Genomic DNA, 22,805 nt, shown 5'->3' with positions numbered 1-22,805 from the left:
TTCCTTCCCCGCGGCGGAGTGGAGCCCGTCCCGCCCAGCCTAGGCGCTCCCGGCGCACCGCTCCGGCCCGCGGGCCGGGCACCTCAGTCCCAGGAGCCCCGCGCCGGTGGGAGCGCCGCGATCTCCGCCAGGTCCCGCGCGGTCAGCGCCAGTCCGGCCGCCCGCGCGTTCTCCACCGCCCAGCGCTCCCGCTTCGTGCCCGGCACGGGGACGACGTGCCGGCCCTGCGCCAGCGTCCACGCCAGCGCCACCTGGGCCGGAGTCACCCCGGCCGCCGCGCCGCCGTGCCGCTCGGCCACCCGGCGCAGCCCGGCGACCAGCGGCTGGTTCGCGGCCATCATCTCCGCGGTGAACCGCGGGTGCCGGGCCCGCGGGTCGTCCGGCTCGAACCCGCCGCCCGGCGTCAGCGTCCCGGTCAGGAAACCGCTGCCCAGCGGCATCGCCGCGAGGAACCCCACGCCGCGCGCCGCGCACCAGGGCAGCAGCCGCGCCAGCGCCTCCGGAGACCACACGGACAGCTCCGCCTGCACGGTGCTCACCGGGAACACCTGCTGGACGCGCTCCAACTGGCGAACCGTTCCGTCGTACCGCCCGTACGGGCCCCCGCGCCGCGCGCCGCCCACCCCCACGGCGCACCATCCCAGCGCGCGCACCTTCCCGGCGGCCACCAGCTCCGCCATGGCGCCCCAGGTCTCCTCGACCGGCACCTCCGGATCGGCCCGGTGCAGCTGGTACAGGTCGATCACGTCCGTCTGGAGCCGCCGCAGCGACGCGTCGCACGCCCGGCGCACGTACGCGGGCCGCCCGTTGGCCACGATGTGCCCGTCGCCCACCAGCAGCCCGCACTTGGTCGCGACGAACGCGTCCGCGCGCCGCTCCTTCAGCACCCGGCCCAGCAGCAGCTCGTTGGTGAACGGCCCGTACATGTCGGCGGTGTCGAGCAGGCTCACCCCCGCGTCGAGCGCGGCGTGCACGGCGCGCAGCGAGCGGTCGCCGCGCTGCTGGGAGGTGCTGTACGCCCAACTCATCGGCATGCAGCCGAGGCCGACCGCCCCCACCTCGAACCCGGTCGCCCCGAGTGTCCTGCGCTCCAACTCCCCGTACCTCCCTGTGCGGCCCACCAAAACTAACCAATGGCGGGCCGTTCCCTTCGCTTAGCCTCCAGGGCATGACTGCTGACGTGACCACCGATGTGTGGCTGCCCCTCCCCGCCGACGACGTCGAGGGCCTTCCGGACCCGTCCGCGACCGGGTTCACCTACCGCTTCTGGGACGGCGGCGCCGACCTCCCGGCCGACCCGGCCGACTGCGCCTTCTACGTCGTCCCGTACATGAAGAGCACGGAGGTCGCGGTGCGCCCGCTCGCCGCGATGACCTCGCTGCAGGTCGTCCAGACCCTGTCCGCCGGCGTGGACCACGTGACGCCGGGCCTCTCCGCCATGCCGCCCGGCGTGGCGCTGTGCAACGCCAGGGGCGTTCACGAGGCGAGTACGGCGGAGCTCGCCCTGGCGCTGGTGCTGGCGTCGCTGCGCGGCATCCCCGGGTTCGTCCGCCGCCAGGACCGGGAGGAGTGGCGGGGCGGTTTCTTCCCGGCGCTCGCCGACAAGTCCGTGTTGATCGTCGGGTACGGCTCCATCGGCGCGGCCATCGAGGACCGGCTCGCACCCTTCGAGTGCGCGCGGGTCATGCGCGTCGCGCGCTCCGCCCGCACCACAGCGCGCGGTCCCGTGCACTCACTCACCGATCTGCGCACCCTCCTCCCCGAAGCCGACGTGGTGATCCTCTCGACCCCGCTCACCGAGGACACCCGCCACCTCGCCGACGCCGCCTTCCTGTCCCGCATGAAGGACGGCGCGCTGCTCGTCAACGTCGCCCGGGGCCCCGTCGTGGACACCAAGGCCCTCCTCGCGGAGGTCGAGCGCGGCCGCGTCACCGCCGCGCTCGACGTCACCGACCCCGAGCCGCTGCCGGCCGGGCACCCCCTCTGGCATGCGCCGGGCGTGCTGATCAGCCCCCATGTGGGTGGTTCCACCTCGGCGTTCATGCCGCGCGCCAAGCGGCTGGTCGTCGATCAGCTCACCCGGTTCGCGGCCGGGGAGCCGCTGCGCAACGTCGTCCTGACCACCGGCTAGATCACGCCGTCCGGCACGTTCCGCGCGCCTTTGCCCGCGTCCCGTACCGGCGGCATGTTCCTTCCGCCCGTTCCGGGGGAACGTACCGATGCGCTTTGTCTGCAACCGGTACGTCCGGACCTATACGATCCGGATCGTTTCGAGTGCAGTGCGTGCGTATAACCGACTTGATCGTTACGGAGCGTATAGGAGCCCTGTCGCTGTGTGACGATCCTGGTGTATCGTCACGACTTGGGGGCACGTCGAGCATGAGAACCGGCACCGGGGAAGACGTGATGCCGACGTGATTGCCGATCACAATCCGAGGGGGGCGACGGGCGATGCGCGGTCGATACAGCGACGATCCGAAGCGGCGGGGCGGCCGGACCTTCCGGGCCGGACCCCTCCGGACCGAAACTTTCCGGACGGAGATCCTCCGGATGGGGGCGTTCCGATGAGCGCCCCCGGCCTCGTCACCGACCGCCGGCCGGTGACCGAAGAAGAGGCGCCCGGCGGCCCTCCCGGCGGCGGAGCGGGCGGCGCGGGTGGCGCGAGAGGACAACTGCTCCTCGCCCTCCTCTGCGGCGGCTACGCGACGGGCGCGCTGTTCGGCTGGGGGTCCGAGGAACTGGCCCTGATCATGGGTGATTTCGGCCTGAGCGCCGCCGCCCTGGCCGCCGCGGTCTCGTGCTTCCGCTACGCCCGCGCCCACGGCAGCCCCTTCCGTCCGGCCTGGCTGCTGTTCGCGTTCTCCTCCGCCATGGCCGCCTGCGGCAACGCCGTCTGGGGGTGGTATGAGGTGGTGCTGGACCAACCGGTGCCCGACTCGTCGCTCGCCGACCTCTTCTTCCTGCTGTTCGCGCCGCCCGCGATCGTCGGGCTGCTCGTCCTCGCCAAACGCCCCGTCACCCGCGCCGGCTGGGTCTGCCTCGCGCTGGACTCCTGGCTGATCGCCGGCTCGCTGCTCACGCTCTCCTGGAGCCTCGCCCTCGCGCACACGGCGCGCGTCGACGGCGAGAGCGTCGCCCGCGCGGCCCTCGCCCTGGCCTACCCGCTGCTCGACATCGTTCTCGTGAGCATGCTCCTCGCCCTGCACTTCCGCCGCTCCAAGGGGAACCGCTCGGCGGTCCACACCGCCGTCGCCGCCCTGGCCCTCACGGTGCTGTGCGACGCCCTGTTCACGTCCCCGCTGCTGCGGGACGCGTACCGCTCGGGGCAGCTCCTCGACGCCGGCTGGTTCGCGGGCTCCCTGCTCCTCGCGTACGCCCCCTGGGGCGCGCGCAGGGGAGCCGAGCCGCCCTCCCCGGAGCGCGAGCAGCGCCCGCAGCGGCATCCCGGCCGCCCCATCGCCGGCTCGCTCGCCGCGCTCACGCCGTACCTCGCGGCCGGGGTCTGCACCCTCAGCATCCTGTACTTCTTCGTCGAAGGCCGCCGCGTGGACCGCTTCGTCGTCTTCACCGGCTGCGCGGTCGTGCTCGCCCTGGTCGTCCGGCAGGGCATCATGCTGCTCGACAACATCGCCCTCACCCAGGAGCTGGCCGAGAAGGAGAACCACTTCCGGTCCCTGGTCCAGAGCTCCAGCGACGTCATCATGATCGCCGCCCCCAGCGGCGTCCTCCGCTACGTCAGCCCCGCCGCGTCCGGCGTGTACGGACGGGACGCCGACGAGCTCGTGGGCACGGAGCTGGCCGCGCTCATCCACCCCGACGACCTCGGCGGCGTCGTCCACGAGGTGCGCAGGTTCCTCGCCGCACCGCCGTCCGAGGAGCCCACCACGCGCATCGAGTGCCGCTTCCGGTCCGGCGCGGGCGAGTGGCTCAACGTCGAGTCCACCGTCAACCGCCACGAGGGCGGCCTGATCTTCAACAGCCGCGACGTCACCGAGCGCGTCCGCCTCCAGGCCCAGCTCCAGCACAGCGCCGAACACGACCCGCTCACCGACCTGCCCAACCGCGCGCTGTTCACCCGGCGCGTCCGGCAGGCCCTCAGCGGCCGCCGCTCCGGCGACTCGGGCACGGCCGTGCTCTTCATCGACCTCGACGGCTTCAAGGGCGTCAACGACCGCCTCGGCCACCAGGCCGGCGACGAGCTGCTGATCCAGGCCGCCCGCCGCCTCCAGGAGTCCGTACGGGCCGGGGACACGGCCGCCCGGCTCGGCGGCGACGAGTTCGCCGCGCTCATCGCCGGGGACGCCGGCCACGACCCCGCCGCCCGCGAGTTCCAGGTCCACGAGATCGCCGACCGGCTCCGCCTCACGCTCTCCCAGCCGTACCAGGTCGAGGGCGCCGAGGTCCGCGTCGCCGCGTCCATCGGCGTCGCCTTCGCCGAGCCCGGCATCACCGCCGGCGACCTCCTGCGCAACGCCGACCTGGCCATGTACCGCGCCAAGGCCGGCGGCAAGAACCGCGTCGAGCTGTACGCGCCCCAGATGCAGGCCGAGGCCGTCCGCCGCACGGAGCTGACCGCCCGGCTGCGCACCGCGCTGCACGACGGCGAGTTCGCCCTCCTCCACCAGCCCGTCGTGGAGCTGGCCACGGGCCGGGTCGCCGCCGTCGCCGCGCAGGCCCGCTGGCGCTCCGCCCAGGGCATCCTGTTCACCCCCGCGGAGTTCCTCCGCGTCACGGACGACGCCGGGGAGCGCACCGCCGAGCTCAGCCACTGGATGCTGGAGGAGGCCATCGGGCAGGCCGCCGAACGCCGCCGCCAGGGCCACCGCGCCCCCGTCTCCGTCCGCGTGCCCGCCCGCCGCCTCCTCGACCGGTCCGTACCGCTCGGCACGATCGAGGCGCTGCTCACCCGGCACGGCCTGCCCGCCGGCGCCCTCGTCGTCGAGCTGGCCGACAGCGACCCGCGCCTCCCCTTCGACGAACTGGAGCAGCGCCTCGTCGCCCTCCGGCGGCTCGGCGTCCGCATCGCCCTCGACGGCTTCGGCAGCGGGTACGCCGCGATCAACGCCCTCCGCAGGCTCCCCGTCGACATCCTGAAACTGGACCGGGGCCTCGTGGAGGGCGTGGTCGAGTCCGCCAGGCTCCACAAGATCACCGGTGGGCTGCTCAGGATCGCCGGCGACCTCGGCCTCCAGTCCGTCGCCGAGGGCGTCGACGTACCGGAGCAGGTCCTCGCCCTGCGGGCCATGGGCTGCACGCACGCGCAGGGGGCGGCCTTCTCCGGGCCGCTCGACGAACACCGGCTCCGCCGGGCCCTGGTGCGCGACACCTTCCCGGTGCCCGGCGCGGTCTCCCTGCCCGCCCTCACCGGCGGCGCGGTCTCCGTCCAGGCGCTCCCGGCCCGCCCGCTTCCCTCGATGTGCTCACATAATGAGACTCGCGTCCCACCCACTTGACACTGACGGTGCGCCGGGTAGAGGGTCATTGCCATGCGCACCCGAATTCTCGTACTTGGAAAGCGCGTCGGCTGAGCAGGTCCACCACGGCCCTGCGGACTTTCACCGGCGCGCTCCCCTCGCTTGCCTCACGGCACGAGGGGTTTTTTGTTGCACCGGCGCCTCGCGACACACCCTGACAGACACCGACAGACCCGCCGAGAACTCTCGTCACCACCCTCAGCTTCGAGAAGAGATTGCCGATGACCGAGCAGGCCACCGGGGCCCACCACCCGCAGCCACGGCCCCGTTCCGGCGGACAGCCCTCCGCCACCGTTGAGCACGTCACGGGCGCCCAGTCCCTCATCCGCTCTCTCGAGGAAGTCGGGGCCGACACGGTGTTCGGCATCCCCGGCGGCGCGATCCTGCCCGCCTACGACCCGATGATGGACTCCACCAAGGTCCGCCACATCCTGGTCCGCCACGAGCAGGGAGCCGGCCACGCCGCGACCGGTTACGCCCAGGCCACCGGCAAGGTCGGCGTCTGCATGGCCACCTCCGGCCCCGGCGCCACCAACCTGGTCACCCCGATCGCCGACGCCCACATGGACTCCGTCCCGCTCGTCGCGATCACCGGCCAGGTCTCCTCCAAGGCGATCGGCACCGACGCCTTCCAGGAGGCCGACATCTGCGGCATCACCATGCCGATCACCAAGCACAACTTCCTGGTCACCAAGGCCGAGGACATCCCGAGGACCATCGCCGAGGCCTTCCACATCGCCTCCACCGGCCGCCCCGGCCCCGTCCTCGTCGACATCGCCAAGGACGCCCTCCAGGCGAAGACCACGTTCAGTTGGCCCCCGCAGACGGACCTGCCCGGCTACCGCCCGGTCACCAAGCCGCACGCCAAGCAGATCCGCGAGGCCGCCAAGCTGATCACCTCCGCCAAGCGCCCCGTCCTGTACGTCGGCGGCGGCGTCCTGAAGGCCGGCGCCACCGCCGAACTGAAGGTCCTCGCCGAGCTGACCGGCGCCCCCGTCACCACCACGCTGATGGCCCTCGGCGCCTTCCCCGACACGCACCCCCAGCACGTCGGCATGCCCGGCATGCACGGCTCCGTCACCGCCGTCACCGCCCTGCAGAAGGCCGACCTGATCGTCGCGCTGGGCGCCCGCTTCGACGACCGCGTCACCGGGAAGCTGGACAGCTTCGCCCCGTACGCCAAGATCGTCCACGCCGACATCGACCCGGCCGAGATCGGCAAGAACCGCACCGCCGACGTGCCGATCGTCGGCGACGCCCGCGAGGTCATCGCCGACCTCGTCCAGGCCGTCCAGGCCGAGCACACCGCCGGCCACACCGGGGACTACAGCGCCTGGTGGAAGGACCTCAACCGCTGGCGCGAGACCTACCCCCTCGGCTACGACCAGCCGGAGGACGGCAGCCTCGCCCCCCAGCAGGTCATCCAGCGCATCGGGCAGTTGGCCCCCGAGGGCACGATCTTCGCGGCGGGCGTCGGCCAGCACCAGATGTGGGCCGCCCACTTCATCGACTACGACGAGCCGGCCACCTGGCTCAACTCCGGCGGCGCCGGGACCATGGGCTACGCCGTCCCGGCCGCGATGGGCGCCAAGGCCGGCGCCCCGCACCGCACCGTCTGGGCCATCGACGGCGACGGCTGCTTCCAGATGACCAACCAGGAACTGGTCACCTGCGCGCTGAACAACATCCCGATCAAGGTCGCCATCATCAACAACGGCGCCCTCGGCATGGTCCGCCAGTGGCAGACGCTGTTCTACAACCAGCGCTACTCCAACACCGTCCTGCACTCCGGCCCGGAGGCGTCGGGCAAGGAGCCCAGCGCCGGCACCCGCATCCCGGACTTCGTGAAGCTGTCCGAGGCGATGGGCTGCGTCGCGATGCGCTGCGAGCGCCCCGAGGACCTGGACAAGGTCATCGCCGAGGCCAACGCCATCGACGACCGCCCCGTCGTCATCGACTTCATCGTCCACGAGGACGCCCAGGTGTGGCCCATGGTCGCCGCCGGCACCTCCAACGACGAGGTCATGGCCGCCCGCGGTGTCCGCCCCGACTTCGGCGACAGCGAAGACGACTGAGAGAGAGCTGAGTCAAGAAACCATGTCCAAGCACACGCTCTCCGTCCTGGTGGAGAACACCCCCGGCATCCTGGCCCGGATCGCCGCCCTGTTCTCCCGCCGCGGCTTCAACATCGACTCGCTCGCCGTCGGCGTCACCGAGCACCCCGACATCTCCCGCATCACCATCGTGGTCAATGTCGAGGACCTGCCGCTGGAGCAGGTGACCAAGCAGCTCAACAAGCTGGTCAACGTCCTGAAGATCGTAGAACTCGAGCCCGGCGCCGCGATCCAGCGCGAGCTCGTCCTGGTGAAGGTCCGCGCCGACAACGAGACCCGCTCCCAGATCGTCGAGATCGTCCAGCTGTTCCGCGCCAAGACCGTCGACGTCTCGCCCGAGGCGGTGACCATCGAGGCCACCGGATCGAGTGACAAGCTCGAAGCGATGCTGAAGATGCTGGAGCAGTTCGGCATCAAGGAGCTCGTCCAGTCCGGCACGATCGCCATAGGGCGTGGTGCCCGGTCCATCACGGACCGGTCGCTGCGCGCCCTCGACCGCTCGGCGTAGTCCGCGTAGCGAGACCCCCCAACGTCCTGATCCCTCCCCACCGTACGGTGGGACGCACCACCAGAACACCCAAGGAGAAACCCAGTGGCCGAGCTGTTCTACGACGACGACGCCGACCTGTCCATCATCCAGGGCCGCAAGGTCGCGGTGATCGGTTACGGCAGTCAGGGCCACGCCCACGCGCTGTCCCTCCGCGACTCCGGTGTCGACGTCCGCGTCGGTCTGCACGAGGGCTCCAAGTCCAAGGCCAAGGCCGAGGAGCAGGGCCTGCGCGTCGTCACCCCGGCGGAGGCCGCGGCCGAGGCAGACGTGATCATGATCCTCATCCCGGACCCGATCCAGGCCCAGGTCTACGAGGACTCCATCAAGGGCAACCTGAAGGACGGCGACGCGCTGTTCTTCGCCCACGGCTTCAACGTCCGCTTCGGCTTCATCAAGCCCCCGGCCGGCGTGGACGTCGCCCTGGTCGCCCCGAAGGGCCCGGGCCACCTGGTCCGCCGCCAGTACGAGGAGGGCCGCGGCGTCCCGGCGATCGCCGCCGTCGAGCAGGACGCCACCGGCAACGCCTTCGCCCTCGCCCTCTCGTACGCCAAGGCCATCGGCGGCACGCGTGCGGGCGTCATCAAGACGACCTTCACCGAGGAGACCGAGACCGACCTGTTCGGCGAGCAGGCCGTGCTCTGCGGCGGCACCTCCGCGCTGGTCAAGGCGGGCTTCGAGACCCTGGTCGAGGCCGGCTACCAGCCGGAGATCGCCTACTTCGAGTGCCTCCACGAGCTGAAGCTGATCGTCGACCTCATGTACGAGGGCGGCCTGGAGAAGATGCGCTGGTCGGTCTCCGAGACCGCCGAGTGGGGCGACTACGTCACGGGCCCGCGCATCATCACCGACGCCACCAAGGCCGAGATGAAGAAGGTCCTCGCCGAGATCCAGGACGGCACGTTCGCCAAGAACTGGATGGACGAGTACCACGGCGGCCTGAAGAAGTACCAGGAGTACAAGACGCAGGACGCCGAGCACCTGCTGGAGACCACCGGCAAGGAGCTGCGCAAGCTCATGAGCTGGGTGGACAACGACGAGGCCTGAGCCTCTCGGCGGCGGGGCCGGGCGAAGCGCCCGGCCCCGCCGTCTTTCCCCGCCTTCCCCGCCCCGTCCGCGTGGGGCTTGTCCACGGCGTCCAGCCTCGTGTGGGTGATCCTGCCAACGAGGCGCAGAAATCGGCTTCCGCCGCTACTACACTGCACAGCAATACGCGTCAGGCCCACAGCGTCGTGCGTCTTCCACGCGGCAAGCCCCCCTCCACCGCCTGCGGCCGTCGGGACGGCCGTCCGCACTGGACTTGTGAGGACCTCACGTGAGCTCGAAACCCGTCGTACTCATCGCTGAAGAGCTGTCGCCCGCCACCGTCGACGCCCTCGGCCCCGATTTCGAGATCCGGCACTGCAACGGCGCGAACCGCGAGGAGCTGCTCCCCGCCATCGCCGACGTCGACGCGATCCTGATCCGCTCCGCCACCAAGGTCGACGCCGAGGCCATCGCCGCCGCGAACAAGCTCAAGGTCGTCGCCCGCGCGGGCGTGGGTCTGGACAACGTCGACGTCTCCGCCGCCACCAAGGCCGGCGTGATGGTCGTCAACGCCCCGACGTCCAACATCGTCACCGCCGCCGAGCTCGCCTGCGGCCTGCTGATCGCCACGGCCCGCAACATCCCGCAGGCCAACACCGCCCTGAAGAACGGCGAGTGGAAGCGCAGCAAGTACACCGGCGTCGAGCTGAGCGAGAAGACCCTCGGCGTCGTCGGCCTCGGCCGCATCGGCGTTCTGGTCGCCCAGCGCATGTCCGCGTTCGGCATGAAGGTCGTCGCCTACGACCCGTACGTCCAGCCGGCCCGCGCCGCGCAGATGGGCGTCAAGCTGCTCTCCCTGGACGAGCTGCTGGAGGTCTCCGACTTCATCACCGTCCACCTGCCGAAGACGCCCGAGACGATCGGCCTCATCGGGGACGACGCGCTGCACAAGGTCAAGCCGACCGTCCGCATCGTCAACGCCGCGCGCGGCGGCATCGTCGACGAGGAGGCGCTGTACTCGGCGCTGAAGGAGGGCCGTGTCGCCGGCGCCGGCCTCGACGTGTACGCGAAGGAGCCGTGCACGGACTCGCCGCTGTTCCAGTTCGACCAGGTCGTCTGCACGCCGCACCTCGGCGCGTCCACGGACGAGGCGCAGGAGAAGGCCGGCATCGCCGTCGCCCGCTCGGTGCGCCTCGCCCTCGCCGGCGAGCTGGTCCCCGACGCGGTGAACGTCCAGGGCGGCGTCATCGCGGAGGACGTCAAGCCGGGCCTGCCGCTGGCCGAGCGCCTCGGCCGGATCTTCACGGCCCTCTCCGGCGAGGTCGCGGTCCGCCTCGACGTCGAGGTCTACGGCGAGATCACCCAGCACGACGTCAAGGTGCTGGAGCTGTCCGCCCTCAAGGGCGTCTTCGAGGACGTCGTCGACGAGACCGTCTCGTACGTGAACGCCCCGCTGTTCGCGCAGGAGCGCGGCGTCGAGGTGCGGCTCACCACGAGCAGCGAGTCCCCCGACCACCGCAACGTCATCACCGTCCGGGGCACGCTCGGCAACGGTGAGGAGGTCGCCGTGTCCGGCACGCTGGTCGGTCCCAAGCACCTCCAGAAGATCGTCGCCGTCGGTGACTACGACGTGGACCTCGCCCTCGCCGACCACATGGTCGTCCTGCGTTACGAGGACCGCCCGGGTGTCGTCGGCACGGTCGGCCGCATCCTCGGCGAGGCCGGCCTGAACATCGCCGGCATGCAGGTCTCCCGCGCCGAGGAGGGCGGCGAGGCCCTGGCGGTCCTGACCGTCGACGACACGGTGCCGCCGCCGGTCCTCACGGAGCTGGGCGAAGAGGTGGGCGCCACCTCCGTCCGCTCCGTCAACCTGACCTGACGGCCCCTCCGCACCACCCGGCGCCCCCGCCCGCACCCCGTGCGCGCGGGGGCGCCGCGCGTCCACCGCGGCCCGCGCCCGCCCTAGGCGCCGGCCCCGTCCCTGGCGGCGGCGCGGTCCGCTCCGGTACGGCCCCGAGCCGCGCCGCGCGGCACCACCGCGGCCCCCAGCAGCGCGACCGCCGCCAGGACCGGCCAGTACCAGCCCGTCCCCACCAGGGCGCCCGCCGGGGCGCCGCCCACCAGGACCACCAGGCCCGCCAGCGACGACATCGCCCCCGTGTACAGCCCCAGCCGCCGCTCGTCCACCAGGTCCGGCAGCCACGCCCGCACGGCCGGGGACACGAGCATCTGGCCCGCCGCCAGCAGCACCACGAACACCACCGCCGACCACGGGCCGCCCGTGCCCCGCAGCGCCCCGCCCGCCGCGAACGCCGCCGCGACCACGACCAGGCCGACCCGGACCGACGCGCCCCAGGACAGCCGCCGCGCGGCCCACCGCTCCAGCGGTAGCTGCCCCGCCACCACGAGCGCCGACGACAGCGCGAACAGCCACCCCAGCGCGGCCTGCGAGCCCGCCGTCCGGTCCACCTCGGCGGGCAGCGCCAGGTAGAGCTGGTTGTACGCCAGCAGGTACGCCGCGTACGCGGCCGTCAGCGCCAGGAAACGGCGGTGGCGCAGCGCCCCGCCCAGCCCCGACGGCGTGCGCGTCGGGCCCACCGTGCCCGCCCGGCGGGGCATGAGCCGCGCGTGCCCGGCCAGCACCAGCAGGAAGACCACCGCCCCCGCCCCGCACGCCACCCGGAAGTCGCCGGCCAGCAGCACCGCGCCCAGCGCCGGCCCGAGCAGCGCGCCGGCCTGGCCCGCCGCGGAGAACCGGGCCAGGACCCGGGTGCGCGGCAGGCCCACGGCCTCCTCCAGCCGTACCGCCTCCCGCGCCACCTCCGACTCGACGGCCGGCGAGAACAGGGCCGCGGCGAAACCGACCAGGACCACCGCGGCGACCACCGCCCACACCGCCTCCGCCCGTGCGAGCCACGCGAAGCCCGCCACGCGCAGCGCGCACCCCGCCAGCACCACCGGGCGCGGCCCGAACCGGTCGGTCAGCGCGCCGCCCACCACGAACAACCCCTGCTGGCTGAAGGTCCGCAGCCCCAGGACGAGGCCGACCAGCCAGCCGCCCAGCCCGAGCGTGCCGCTCAAGTGGCCCGCCAGGTACGGCAGTACGGCGAAGAAACCGGTGTTGAACGCGAACTGGCTGCCGATCAGCAGCCGGGCGAGGGCGCTCACGAGACACGCACCAGACGGCCGGCCCGCATCTCGGCCGTACGGTCCGCGAAGTGCCGTACCAGCGCCATGTCGTGGCAGATGAACAGGTAGCCCAGCCCCAGGGTCTCCTGGAGCCGCGCCAGCAGGTTCAGCACGCCCGCCCGGACGCTCGGGTCGAGGGCGGACACCGGCTCGTCGAGCACCAGCAGCCGCGGCCCGCTCGCCAGGGCGCGGGCGATGCCGACGCGCTGGCACTGGCCGCCCGACAGCTCGTGCGGCCGCCGCTCACCGTGCGCGGCGTCGAGGCCGACCAGCGCCAGCAGTTCGGCGACCCGCGCCGGCCCGGTCGCCGCGTCCCAGCGGCCCTGGACGCGCAGCGGCTCGGCGACCGCGTCGCGGACGCGCTGCCGGGGGCTGAGCGAGCCGTACGGGTCCTGGAACACCGGCTGCATCGCGGGCCGCAGCCCCCGCAGCTCCCGTTCCGGCAGCCGGGTCAGCTCGCGGCCCTCGAACCACACCTCGCCGCCGTCCGGGCGGCGCAGCAGCAGCGCGGCCGCCGCCGTGGACGACTTGCCGCAGCCGGACGGGCCCACCAGCGCGAGGGTCTCGCCGGCGCGCACCTCGAACGACACGCGGTCCACGGCGACCGTCGTCCCGTACCGGACGACCAGGTCGCGCACTTCCAGCAGCGCGCTCACACCGCCTCCGGGAACAGCTCGCCGAGGGGGTCGGGCAGGTCGGCCGCGCGGTGGCAGGAGACCTCCCGGCCGTCCGCCGCCGCGCCCACGCGGCGCGGCCCGGGCACGTCGGCGCGGCAGCGGTCCTCGGCCAGCGGACAGCGCGGCGCGAACGCGCACCCGGCGGCCGGCTCGCCGGGCCCGGGCGGTGCCCCGCCGATCGCGGGCAGCCGCCGGCCCCGGCCGGGGACCGGCACGGCGGGCGGGAGGGAGGCGAGGAGCCCGGCCGTGTACGGGGCGCGGGGGCGGTCGAGAACGAGCGGTGCCGGACCCGACTCGACGTGCCGGCCCGCGTACAGGACGAGGACGCGGTCGGCGTGGTCGCGGACGGCCTCCAGGTCGTGGGTGACGAGGACGAGCGCCGCGCCGGTCTCCTCCCGCCGCTCGGCCAGCAGGCGCAGCACCTGGTCGCGCAGGTCCGGGTCGAGGGCGGTGGTGGGCTCGTCGGCGACGACCAGGTCGGGTCCGCCGACCGTCGCCAGCGCGATGACGGCCCGCTGGCGCATGCCGCCGGACAGCTCGTGCGGGTACGCGCCGCAGCGGGCGGCGGGGATGCCGACCCGGTCCAGTGCCGCGGCGGCGCGGGCGCGCGCCTCGCGGCGGGAGACGCCCCGCAGGGACCGTACGGCGACGGCGAGCTGGTCGCCGACCGGGTGCACGGGGGAGAGGGCGGACAGCGCGTCCTGCGGGACGAGGGCGACGCGCCGGCCCCAGAGCGCGGCGAGCGCGCGGGGCTTCGCGCCGACCAGTTCCGTCCCGCCGCGCAGCCGTACGCCGCCCCGCACCTCGGCGCCGCGCGGCACCAGGCCGAGCAGCGCCCGCGCGGTCAGGGACTTGCCCGCGCCGGACTCCCCGGCCAACGCGAGGACCTCCCCGGCGCGGACGTCGAAGGACAGCCCGCGTACGGCTTCGGCGCCGTCGAGGGAGATCCGCAGGTCGCGGACGGTCAGGAGCGGCTCGTCAGCGGGCACGGGAGGGGGCCTTCCAGGAGCGGGGGGAGCGGGGAGAGCGGGTGGGGGCGTCGAAGGGCAGTCCGCGTACGGTCTCGGCGCCGTCGAAGGACGGCCCGCGTACGGCTTCGGCGCCGTCGAGGGAGATCCGCGGGGCGCGGACGGTCAGGAGCGGCTCGTCAGCGGGCACGAGAGGGGACTTTCCCGGAGCGGGCACGGGGGCGGGCGGAGGCGCCGTACGCGGCGGCGGACACGGCCAGGGCGGCGAGCGCGGCGAGGGCGGCGGCGGGCGCGAGGGCGGCCCAGGGGGCCCGCTCCACGTACGCCCGCGACTCGTCCAGCAGCAGCCCCCACTCGGGCGCGGGCGGCTGCGCGCCCAGGCCGAGGAACCCCAGCGACGCGAGCGCCAGGGCCGTGCCGGGCAGCCGCAGCAGGGCGTGCCGGGCCACCGGGCCCGCCACGGACGGCAGGACGTGCCGGGTCAGCACCCACCCCGGTCCGGCGCCGATGGCCCGTTGGGCCAGCAGGAAGCCGGATGCCCGCACCTCCTGCACCAGGGCGGCGGCGTGCGCGGCGAGCGGCGGCCAGGAGACGAGCGCCACGGCGAGGGCCGCCCCGCCGGTACCCGGTCCGTACGCCGCGGCGACGAGGATGCCGGTGATCACCGGCGGCAGCGCGTTCGCGATGTCGGAGGTGCCCGCGGCGAGGTTCGGCGCGAAGCCCAGCGCCAGCGCCAGCAGGAAGCTCAGCGCGCACACCGCGGCGGCCGTGCCGACCGTCGCCGCCGCGCCGTGCCCGAGGCGGGCCAGCACGTCCCGGCCGAGGCCGTCGGTGCCGAGGGGGTGCGCGTACGACGGCGGGGCGAGCCGGGTGGCGGTGTCCACGGCGTACGGGTCGCGCAGCAGGCCCCAGCCGATCACCCCGAGCAGCAGGGCGGCCAGCGCCACCGGGACTGCCGGTTCGACCCGCGGCGGGCGCGGCGCCGGCAGCGTCAGCCCCGCGGCCCGCAGGCCGGGCCCGAGCATCCGGTGCCGTACGAGCGCCGCCGCGCCGCCCACCGCGAGGCCGAGCAGCAGCAGCGCCAGCACGGCGCCCTGGAGCAGCGGCAGGTCCTGCGACCGGGCCGCGCCCAGCGCCGTACGGCCGATGCCCGGCACGGCGAAGACCGTCTCGACGGCAACCGCGCCGCCCGTCAGCCCCACGACGACCAGCCCGAACTGCGGGACCAGCGGCGGCAGGACGCGCCGCAGCGCGGCGCGCGCGACGCGGGCCCGGGTGACGCCCGCGGCCCGCCACAGTTCGGCCCACCGCTCGTCGAGGACGGCGGGCAGCGCGTCGGCGGCGAGCCGCCCCAGCAGCCCGCCCGCCGGGACGCCCAGCGCGACGGCGGGCAGCACCAGGTGGGCCGGGCCCGCCCAGCCCGCCGTCGGGAACCAGCCGAGCCACACCCCGCCGACGACGAGGGCGACCGTCGCGAGGAGGAACTCCGGTACGGCGGCGAGCATCGCGGCGACCGCCCCGGCGGTGCCCCGGCCGCGCACCAGGACGGGCGCGACGAGGGCGGCGGCGACGGGCAGCGCCACGGCGAGCGCGGCACCCATGAGGCCGAGCGACACCTTCAGGCCCGCGGTGACGGCCGGGAGGACGTCGGCGCCGGACACCCACGAGGTGCCCAGGTCGCCGCGGAGCAGCCCGGACGCCCAGTCGGCGAGGAGCGCGGCCGGCCCGACGTCCAGACCGAGGTCGGCGCGGATCGCGGCGAGCGCCTCGGCGGTGGGCTCCTGCTCGGCGGACCGGGCGCGCAGGACGGTCAGGGCGGGGTCGCGGCCGGAGTACCAGGGCAGCAGGCCGACGCCGGCGAGGACGGCGGCGAGCGCGAGGGCCCGGGTCGCCCCGGCCCGGACGCCCGCGGCGGCGGGGGCGGTCACTTGACGTACGTGTCGGGCGTGACGAGCAGGCGCTCGCGCGGGTCGTGCGCGACGCCCGACACGGCGGCGGCGTCGCCCTGGACGACCCGCTCGTGGAGGAGCGGCACGGCGGCGTCGGTGGCGAGGACGGCGGCCTCCGCGGCCATCACGGCCCTGCGGCGGGCGTCGCCGGCCGGGGCGGCGGCGGCCTTGCCGAGCGCGGCGTCGACGGCGGGGTCGGCGAGCTGGGAGAGGTTGAAGGAGCCGCGGGAGGCGAAGTCGCTGTAGAGGTACGCGGCGGGGTCGCCGGAGTCGAGGACGGTCGCGCGGGACAGGAGGAACGCGTCGAACGCGCCGGCCAGGGCGTCCGCCTCGATGGCGGCGTACTCGCGCACCTCCAGCCGCACGTCGAAGCCGGCCTTCCGCAACTGCTGCTGGAGGGTCTGGGCGACCTCGGGCAGCTCCGCGCGGTCGGTGAAGGTGCCGATGGTGATCACGGCGCCCCGCGGGGCGGCGGCGGGGGCGGGCCGGCGGGGCGCGCGCAGGTCGTCCGCCCAGGCGACGGCGGGGCCGAGCAGCCCCTCGGCGGTGTCGGCGCGGCCCTCGTACACGCCCTTCACGATCGTCTCGGCGTCGATGGCGCGGCGGGCGGCGGCCCGTAGCGCGGGGTCCTTGAAGGGGCCCTCGGCGGTGTTGAGGTAGAGCGTGTTGGTGCGCGGCATGGGGACCTCGGTGACGAGGTCCGGGTCGAGGAGGGCGGCCTGCGAGACGGGCACGGCCTCGACGATGTCGGCCTCGCCGGCGCGCAGCGCGGCGGCGCGGGCGGTGCCGTCGGGGACGAACACGACGTCGATGCCGGGCGCCTTGGCCCTGCCGCCCCAGTAGCCGTCGTAGCGGTCGAGGGAGGCGGAGGAGGCGCCGTCGACCCTGGTGAGGCGGAAGGCGCCGGTGCCGGTGCCGACGGGGTCGACGGTCTTCCCCCGGTACGCCCCGGCGGACAGGATCGACAGCTGCGGGGAGCTGAGCCGCTGGGGGACCAGCGGGTCGGGGGCGGCGGTGGTGACGGTGACGGTCTTCCCGGAGGCGGTCGCGGTGAGGTCGACGCCGTCGAGGATGCGCGGCTTGGGGGAGGCGGTCGCGGCGCGGGTGAGGGAGCGGACGACGTCCCGCGCGGTGAGCGGCGTGCCGTCGTGGAAGGTGACGCCGTCGCGGACGGTGAAGGTCCAGCGGGCGCCGTGCTGCTTCCAGGCGGTGGCGAGGGCGGGACGGGCGTCGCCGTCCGCGTCGAGGGTGACGAGGGTCTCGGCGGTCGACCAGCGGGACAGCTTGAACGCGTCGTCGGAGAGCGGCGACAGCCCGGAGCGGGGCGGGTTCATCATCGCGACGCGTATCCGCTTCCCGCCGCCCGCCCCGCCGTCGTCGGCACCGCCGGGGGCGGCGAAGCACCCGGCGAGCAGCAGGGACGCCGAGACGAGCGCGGCGGCGGGCAGGAGACGGCGGACAGGCTGGTGGCGCACGGGAGCACCCTTCCGGGCAGAGGTCGATCGCGGTGCCCGGACGCTAACATAATGATTATTATTTTCAATAACTGGGGCGTGCGCCGCTCACCCGGCCCCGCCGCGCAGGCGGTGGGCCTTCAGCGCCATGTGCAGCAGCAGCCGGTCCTCGCCGCTGTCGAGGTCCAGGCCGGTGAGCTGCTCGACCCGGGAGAGGCGGTAGTACAGGGTCTGCCGGTGGATGCCCAGCGCCGCGGCGGTGCGGCCGGCCTGCCCCGCGTGGTCGAGGAACACCTCGGCGGTGCGGACCAGCTCGGTGTGCGCGCCGCCCAGCAGCGGCCGTACCGCCGGGTCCCGCGCGGCCCCCGCGGGCAGGGCGGTGAGCAGCCGGTACGGGCCGATGGAGGTCCAGGGCGCGACCGGCCCCAGGTGCGGCTCGGCCAGCGCCGCGCGCGCCGCCGACGCGGCCTGTGCCCAGGCCGCGCCCAGCTCCGCCAGGCCGCGCCGCGGCGCGGCCACCCCGGCGACGGCGCCCGGCCCCGCCGCGTCGCACAGCCGGGCGCCGGCCGTCAGCGCGGGGGAGAGGGCCTCGGCGGAGCGGAGGCGGACCAGGGCGCCCAGGACCCTGCCGCCCGGCCCCGCCGCGTCCGGCCCCGACGCACCCGGCGACGGCGAGCCCGGCCCCGCCGCGCCCGTGTCCGGCCACGGCGCCGTGCACAGGGCCGCCGCGCCCGGGGCCGTGCGGACCGAAGGGCTGTCGCCGCCCGGCCACGGGGCGACGCACACGAGGGCGTGCAGCCCGTCCGCGCCCGGGCCCAGCGCCGAGCGCAGCGCGGCCAGCGCCAGGTCGTACTGCCACTCCCGCTCCGCGGTCAGCGCGGCCCGCAGCTCCCGCGCCAGGTCGGCGCCGGCCCGCTCCTCGTCGGCGAGCAGCGCCCCGATCCGCGCGGTCACCTCCATGGCCGCGTCCAGCCGCTCCGGCGCGGGGCCGGGCGGGGTGTCCAGCAGCCACACGTACCCGAGGACGACGCCCCGGTGGCGTACGGGGAGGCAGAGGCGGTCGCGGTACACGCCCGCGTCCGGCGCGGCGGGGATGCGCACGGGGCCGGTGGCGCGGGCGATGCCGAACCCCTCGAACCAGGCCCGCACGGCGGGCGTGGACCTGCGGGTGAGGATCGACCGCGTACGGACCGGGTCCATCGCGGAGGCGTCGTCGCTGTCGTGCGCGCCGAAGGCGATCAGCCCGAAATCCCGGTTCTCCAGCGTGGCCGGGGCGCCGAGGAGCGCCGAGACCTCGTCGACCAGTTCCTGGTAGTCGCCCTTCACCCGGACATTCTGCCACCGCTTCAGACAGTTGTCTGAGATCCGCGGCACGGATGCGTGACAGGTGTCGATGGCCCGCGCCCGGGGAGATCCTTAGGTTTCACGGTGGTTCTCCGTGCCGTTTCCGCAATGTCGGATTCCGGCCGTCCGGTCCTGTTGTCAACCCCTGTTCGTGGAGGTGCCCCGTGCTGGGTCCCGTGATCCTCGCCGCTTCGCGCAGCGACAAGATGCGCCGCATTGTGTCGGCGGCCCCGGTGACCAAGCCGGTCGTCGACCGGTTCATCCCCGGCGAGACGGTCGACCAGGTCGTCCCGATCGTCACGGACCTCGCGGACAAGGGCCTCGAAGTCACCCTCGACGTGGTCGGCGAGGACATCACCACCCCCGAGCAGGCCACCGCCGCCCGCGACGCCTACCTGGAGCTCATCCGGCACCTGGAGCCGCTGGGCCTGGGCGAGAAGGCCGAGATGTCCGTCAAGCTGTCGATGTTCGGCCAGGCGCTGGAGGGCGGCCACGAGCTGGCCCTCGCCAACGTCCGGCCCGTCGTCGAGGCGGCCGCCGCGATCGGCACCACCGTCACGCTGGACGCCGAGGACCACACCACCCTCGACTCGATGTTCGCCATCCACGAGGAGCTGCGGAAGGACTTCCCGCAGACCGGCTGCGTCATCCAGGCGTACCTCTTCCGCACCGAGGAGGACGCCCGCCGCCTCGCCGCGAACGGCAGCCGCGTCCGCCTGGTGAAGGGCGCCTACAAGGAGCCCGCCTCCGTCGCCCACCAGGACAAGGCGGAGATCGACCGGGCCTACGTCCGCGTGCTGAAGACCCTCATGGCGGGCGAGGGCTACCCCATGATCGGCTCGCACGACCCGCGGCTCATCGCCATCACGCAGGAGCTCGCGCGCCGCCACGGGCGCAAACTGGACGAGTACGAGTTCCAGATGCTGTACGGCATCCGCAGCGAGGAGCACGTCCGGCTGGCCGCCGAGGGCCACCGGATGCGGGTCTACACCGCGTACGGGACCGACTGGTACGGCTACTTCATGCGCCGCCTCGCCGAGAAGCCGGCCAACCTGCTGTTCTTCGTCCGCTCGATGATCACCAAGAACTGATCCGGAGCCCGTGGGCGCCCCGCCCCCGACACCCCTCACCCAAGGAGTTACGAGACCCATGGACGCTGTGACCCAGGTTCCCGCCCCGGTCAACGAGCCGGTGCACGGCTACGCCCCCGGCTCCGCCGAGCGGACCCGGCTGGAGGCCAAGCTCAAGGAGCTGGCCGAGAACCCGATCGACCTGCCGATGACCATCGGCGGCGTCAAGCGCATGGGCGGCGGCGAGCGGGTGGACGTCGTCCAGCCGCACAACCACCGGGCCGTCATCGGCACCTTCGCCGCCGCCACCCAGCAGGACGCCCAGGACGCCGTCGACGCCGCCCTGGCCGCCGCCCCCGCCTGGCGCGCGATGTCCTTCGACGACCGTGCCGCGATCTTCCTGCGCGCCGCCGAGCTGCTGTCCGGCCCGTGGCGCGAGACGCTGGCCGCCTCCACCATGCTCGGTCAGTCGAAGACCGCCCAGCAGGCGGAGATCGACACGCCGTGCGAGCTCGTCGACTTCTGGCGCTTCAACGTCAAGTACGCCCGTGACCTGCTCGCCGAGCAGCCCCCGGCGAACGCGCCCGGCGTGTGGAACCGCCTGGACCACCGCCCGCTGGAGGGCTTCGTCTACGCGATCACGCCGTTCAACTTCACCGCGATCGCCGGCAACCTGCCGACCGCCCCCGCCCTCATGGGCAACGTCGTCGTGTGGAAGCCGTCCCCCACGCAGACCCACGCCGCCGTGCTGCTCATGGAGCTGCTGGAGGAGGCCGGCCTGCCCGCCGGCGTCATCAACCTGGTGACCGGCGACGGCATCGCCGTCTCCGAGGTGGCCCTGGAGCACCCGATGCTCGCCGGCATCCACTTCACCGGTTCGACGAAGACCTTCCAGCACCTGTGGAAGACCGTCGGCAACAACATCGAGAAGTACCGCTCCTACCCGCGGATCGTCGGCGAGACCGGCGGCAAGGACTTCGTCGTCGCGCACCCGAGCGCCGACCGCGCCGTCCTGAAGACCGCGCTGACCCGCGGCGCCTTCGAGTACCAGGGCCAGAAGTGCTCGGCCACCTCGCGCGCGTACATCCCGGCCTCCCTCTGGAACTCCGGCTTCAAGGAGGAGTTCGCGGCCGAGGTCGACGGCATCCGGATGGGTGACGTCACCGACCTGACGAACTTCATCGGCGCCGTCATCGACGCGCGCGCGTTCGCCAAGAACAAGGCCGCGATCGACCGCGCCGCGGCCGACCCGGCCTGCACGATCGTCGCCGGCGGCACGTACGACGACTCGGTCGGCTACTTCGTCCGCCCGACCGTCATCGAGTGCTCCGACCCCGAGAACGAGGTCTTCCGGGACGAGTACTTCGGCCCGATCCTCGCCGTGCACGTGTACGAGGACGACCAGTACGAGGCCATGCTCGACCAGATGGAGTCGGTCTCCGCCTACGCGCTGACCGGTTCGGTCATCGCCAAGGACCGCGCCGCCGTCGCGCACGCGATGGAGAAGCTGCGGTACGCCGCGGGCAACTTCTACATCAACGACAAGTCGACCGGCGCCGTCGTCGGCCAGCAGCCCTTCGGCGGCGGCCGCGCCTCCGGCACCAACGACAAGGCCGGCGCCCCGCAGAACCTGTCGCGCTGGACCCTGACCCGCGCGATCAAGGAGACGCTGGTCCCGCCGACCGAGTACGGCTACCCGCACATGGGCTGACCCGAGCCCCGGCCCGCAGGGCCGCCCCTGACGCCGCCCCCCTCCGGCCCCCACGCCGGACGGGGGCGGCCCCTTTTGCCCGCCCGGCGACGGGACGGCGGGTTCGCGCCCTTGTGGCAATGAAGCGTTCATGTCAAATTCCTTCCTCGGTACGCCCCATCCGCCACCGACGAAGGAGCCCCGGCATGAGACGCACCACCCGTGCGCGCACCGGCCTGTCCGCCCTGCTCGTCGCCGCCTCCCTCGGCCTCGGCGCCACCCCGGCCGGAGCCTCGGACGCCCCCCTCGCCCCCCGAACCGCCGACGCCCCCCGAACCGCCGACGCCGCGGCCCTCCACGCCCTCGACGCCGCCGTCGAGCGGGCCCTCGGCGACGACAGCGCCGGCACCTACGTCGACGCCGAGACCGGCGCACTCGTCGTCACCGTCACCACCGAAGCGGCCGCCGCGAAGGTCCGCGCCGCCGGCGCCGTCCCCCAGCGCGTCCGGCGCGGCGCCGCCCAGTTGAACGCCGCCATGGCCGCCCTGGAGGCGCGGGCCGGGATCCCCGGCACCTCCTGGGGCCTGGACCCGCGCACCAACCAGATCGCCGTCGAGGCCGACGCGTCGGTCTCCGCCCGCGACATGGCCCGCCTCCGCGAGGTCGCCGCGTCCCTGGACGGCGCCGTGCGCGTCACCCGCGTCCCCGGCGTCCTCACGCGCGAGGTGGCCGGCGGCGACGCCGTCTACGGCGGCGGCTCGCGCTGCTCGGCCGCCTTCAACGTCACCAAGAACGACGTCCGGTACTTCGTGACCGCCGGGCACTGCACCAACATCTCCTCGACCTGGTCGGCCACCTCCGGCGGCGCCTCCATCGGCGTCCGCGAGGGCACCAGCTTCCCGACGAACGACTACGGACTCGTGCGCTACACCGACACGGCGAACACGCCCGGCAGCGTCAACCTCCACAACGGAAGCCTCCAGGACATCTCCTCCGCCGCCGACGCGGTCGTCGGCCAGGCCATCCGCAAGAGCGGCTCCACCACCAAGGTCACCAGCGGCACCGTCACCGCCGTGAACGTCACCGTCAACTACAGCGACGGCCCCGTCTACGGCATGGTCCGCACGACGGCGTGCTCCGCCGGCGGCGACAGCGGCGGCGCCCACTTCGCCGGCTCCGTCGCCCTGGGCATCCACTCCGGCAGCTCCGGCTGCACGGGCACCAGTGGCTCGGCCATCCACCAGCCGGTGCGCGAGGCCCTCGCCGCCTATGGCGTGAACGTGTACTGAGCCGCGACGGGAGC

At 74.1% G+C, this 22,805-nt stretch carries 17 protein-coding genes; 9 read left to right on the top strand and 8 right to left on the bottom strand.

Annotation, left to right across the window (positions count from 1 at the left end; translation table 11 throughout):
- Positions 1-83 precede the first annotated feature (83 nt).
- Positions 84-1,094, bottom strand: coding sequence for an aldo/keto reductase (locus RND61_RS00165; RefSeq protein WP_315875509.1), 1,011 nt, complete (start codon positions 1,092-1,094; stop codon positions 84-86).
- Between the two features lie 74 nt (positions 1,095-1,168).
- On the opposite strand from RND61_RS00165, the gene RND61_RS00160 reads away from it, so the two are divergent.
- The 6 genes from RND61_RS00160 (at position 1,169) to serA (ending at position 11,040) form a co-directional block, all read left to right on the top strand.
- Positions 1,169-2,131 carry a 2-hydroxyacid dehydrogenase gene (locus RND61_RS00160; protein ID WP_315875508.1) on the top strand — a complete coding sequence of 321 codons (963 nt, stop codon included), beginning with the start codon at positions 1,169-1,171 and terminating at the stop codon, positions 2,129-2,131.
- Between the two features lie 433 nt (positions 2,132-2,564).
- Positions 2,565-5,453: a putative bifunctional diguanylate cyclase/phosphodiesterase gene (locus RND61_RS00155; protein WP_315875507.1), complete on the top strand. Its 2,889-nt coding sequence runs from the start codon at positions 2,565-2,567 to the stop codon at positions 5,451-5,453.
- Between the two features lie 242 nt (positions 5,454-5,695).
- The gene (locus RND61_RS00150; protein ID WP_315875506.1) at positions 5,696-7,549 is read left to right on the top strand and encodes an acetolactate synthase large subunit; all 1,854 of its coding nucleotides are present in this window, start codon (positions 5,696-5,698) and stop codon (positions 7,547-7,549) included.
- Positions 7,550-7,571: 22 nt separating this feature from the next.
- Positions 7,572-8,096 carry an acetolactate synthase small subunit gene (gene ilvN / locus RND61_RS00145; RefSeq protein ID WP_071263920.1) on the top strand — a complete coding sequence of 175 codons (525 nt, stop codon included), beginning with the start codon at positions 7,572-7,574 and terminating at the stop codon, positions 8,094-8,096.
- Between the two features lie 84 nt (positions 8,097-8,180).
- Positions 8,181-9,182: a ketol-acid reductoisomerase gene (gene ilvC / locus RND61_RS00140; RefSeq protein ID WP_315875505.1), complete on the top strand. Its 1,002-nt coding sequence runs from the start codon at positions 8,181-8,183 to the stop codon at positions 9,180-9,182.
- Between the two features lie 268 nt (positions 9,183-9,450).
- A complete protein-coding gene (gene serA / locus RND61_RS00135) occupies positions 9,451-11,040 on the top strand; it encodes a phosphoglycerate dehydrogenase (RefSeq protein ID WP_315875504.1) in 1,590 nt (529 codons plus the stop codon).
- An 83-nt stretch (positions 11,041-11,123) separates the two neighbouring features.
- Here serA and RND61_RS00130 read toward each other — a convergent pair whose 3' ends face one another.
- From RND61_RS00130 to RND61_RS00100, 7 genes are all read right to left on the bottom strand, one after another.
- Positions 11,124-12,329, bottom strand: coding sequence for an MFS transporter (locus RND61_RS00130; protein WP_315875503.1), 1,206 nt, complete (start codon positions 12,327-12,329; stop codon positions 11,124-11,126).
- Positions 12,326-13,006, bottom strand: coding sequence for a dipeptide/oligopeptide/nickel ABC transporter ATP-binding protein (locus RND61_RS00125; protein WP_315875502.1), 681 nt, complete (start codon positions 13,004-13,006; stop codon positions 12,326-12,328). Before RND61_RS00125 ends, RND61_RS00130 begins: the two co-directional genes overlap by 4 nt.
- Positions 13,003-14,016, bottom strand: coding sequence for an ABC transporter ATP-binding protein (locus RND61_RS00120; RefSeq protein WP_315875501.1), 1,014 nt, complete (start codon positions 14,014-14,016; stop codon positions 13,003-13,005). Before RND61_RS00120 ends, RND61_RS00125 begins: the two co-directional genes overlap by 4 nt.
- Complete coding sequence (locus tag RND61_RS00115; protein WP_315875500.1) at positions 14,006-14,185, bottom strand: hypothetical protein; 180 nt, start codon at positions 14,183-14,185, stop codon at positions 14,006-14,008. Before RND61_RS00115 ends, RND61_RS00120 begins: the two co-directional genes overlap by 11 nt.
- A complete protein-coding gene (locus RND61_RS00110) occupies positions 14,175-15,923 on the bottom strand; it encodes an ABC transporter permease subunit (protein WP_315875499.1) in 1,749 nt (582 codons plus the stop codon). Before RND61_RS00110 ends, RND61_RS00115 begins: the two co-directional genes overlap by 11 nt.
- Positions 15,920-17,419 (bottom strand): ABC transporter substrate-binding protein, encoded by a 1,500-nt coding sequence (locus RND61_RS00105; RefSeq protein WP_315875498.1) that lies wholly within the window; start codon positions 17,417-17,419, stop codon positions 15,920-15,922. Before RND61_RS00105 ends, RND61_RS00110 begins: the two co-directional genes overlap by 4 nt.
- An 87-nt stretch (positions 17,420-17,506) precedes the next feature.
- Positions 17,507-18,724, bottom strand: coding sequence for a PucR family transcriptional regulator (locus RND61_RS00100; RefSeq protein ID WP_315875497.1), 1,218 nt, complete (start codon positions 18,722-18,724; stop codon positions 17,507-17,509).
- Between the two features lie 182 nt (positions 18,725-18,906).
- Here RND61_RS00100 and RND61_RS00095 point away from each other — a divergent pair, with 182 nt between their 5' ends.
- From RND61_RS00095 to RND61_RS00085, 3 genes are all read left to right on the top strand, one after another.
- Entirely contained in the window at positions 18,907-19,833 is a 927-nt protein-coding gene (locus tag RND61_RS00095; protein ID WP_315875496.1) for a proline dehydrogenase family protein, read from the top strand.
- Positions 19,834-19,891: 58 nt separating this feature from the next.
- Entirely contained in the window at positions 19,892-21,523 is a 1,632-nt protein-coding gene (gene pruA, locus RND61_RS00090) for an L-glutamate gamma-semialdehyde dehydrogenase (protein WP_315875495.1), read from the top strand.
- Positions 21,524-21,708: 185 nt separating this feature from the next.
- Complete coding sequence (locus tag RND61_RS00085) at positions 21,709-22,791, top strand: S1 family peptidase (protein WP_315875494.1); 1,083 nt, start codon at positions 21,709-21,711, stop codon at positions 22,789-22,791.
- Positions 22,792-22,805: the final 14 nt, after the last annotated feature.

Source organism: Streptomyces tamarix, from assembly GCF_032423885.1.
GTDB classification, from domain to species: Bacteria; Actinomycetota; Actinomycetes; order Streptomycetales; family Streptomycetaceae; genus Streptomyces; species Streptomyces tamarix.
This window is presented reverse-complemented; position numbering and strand designations above follow the sequence as displayed.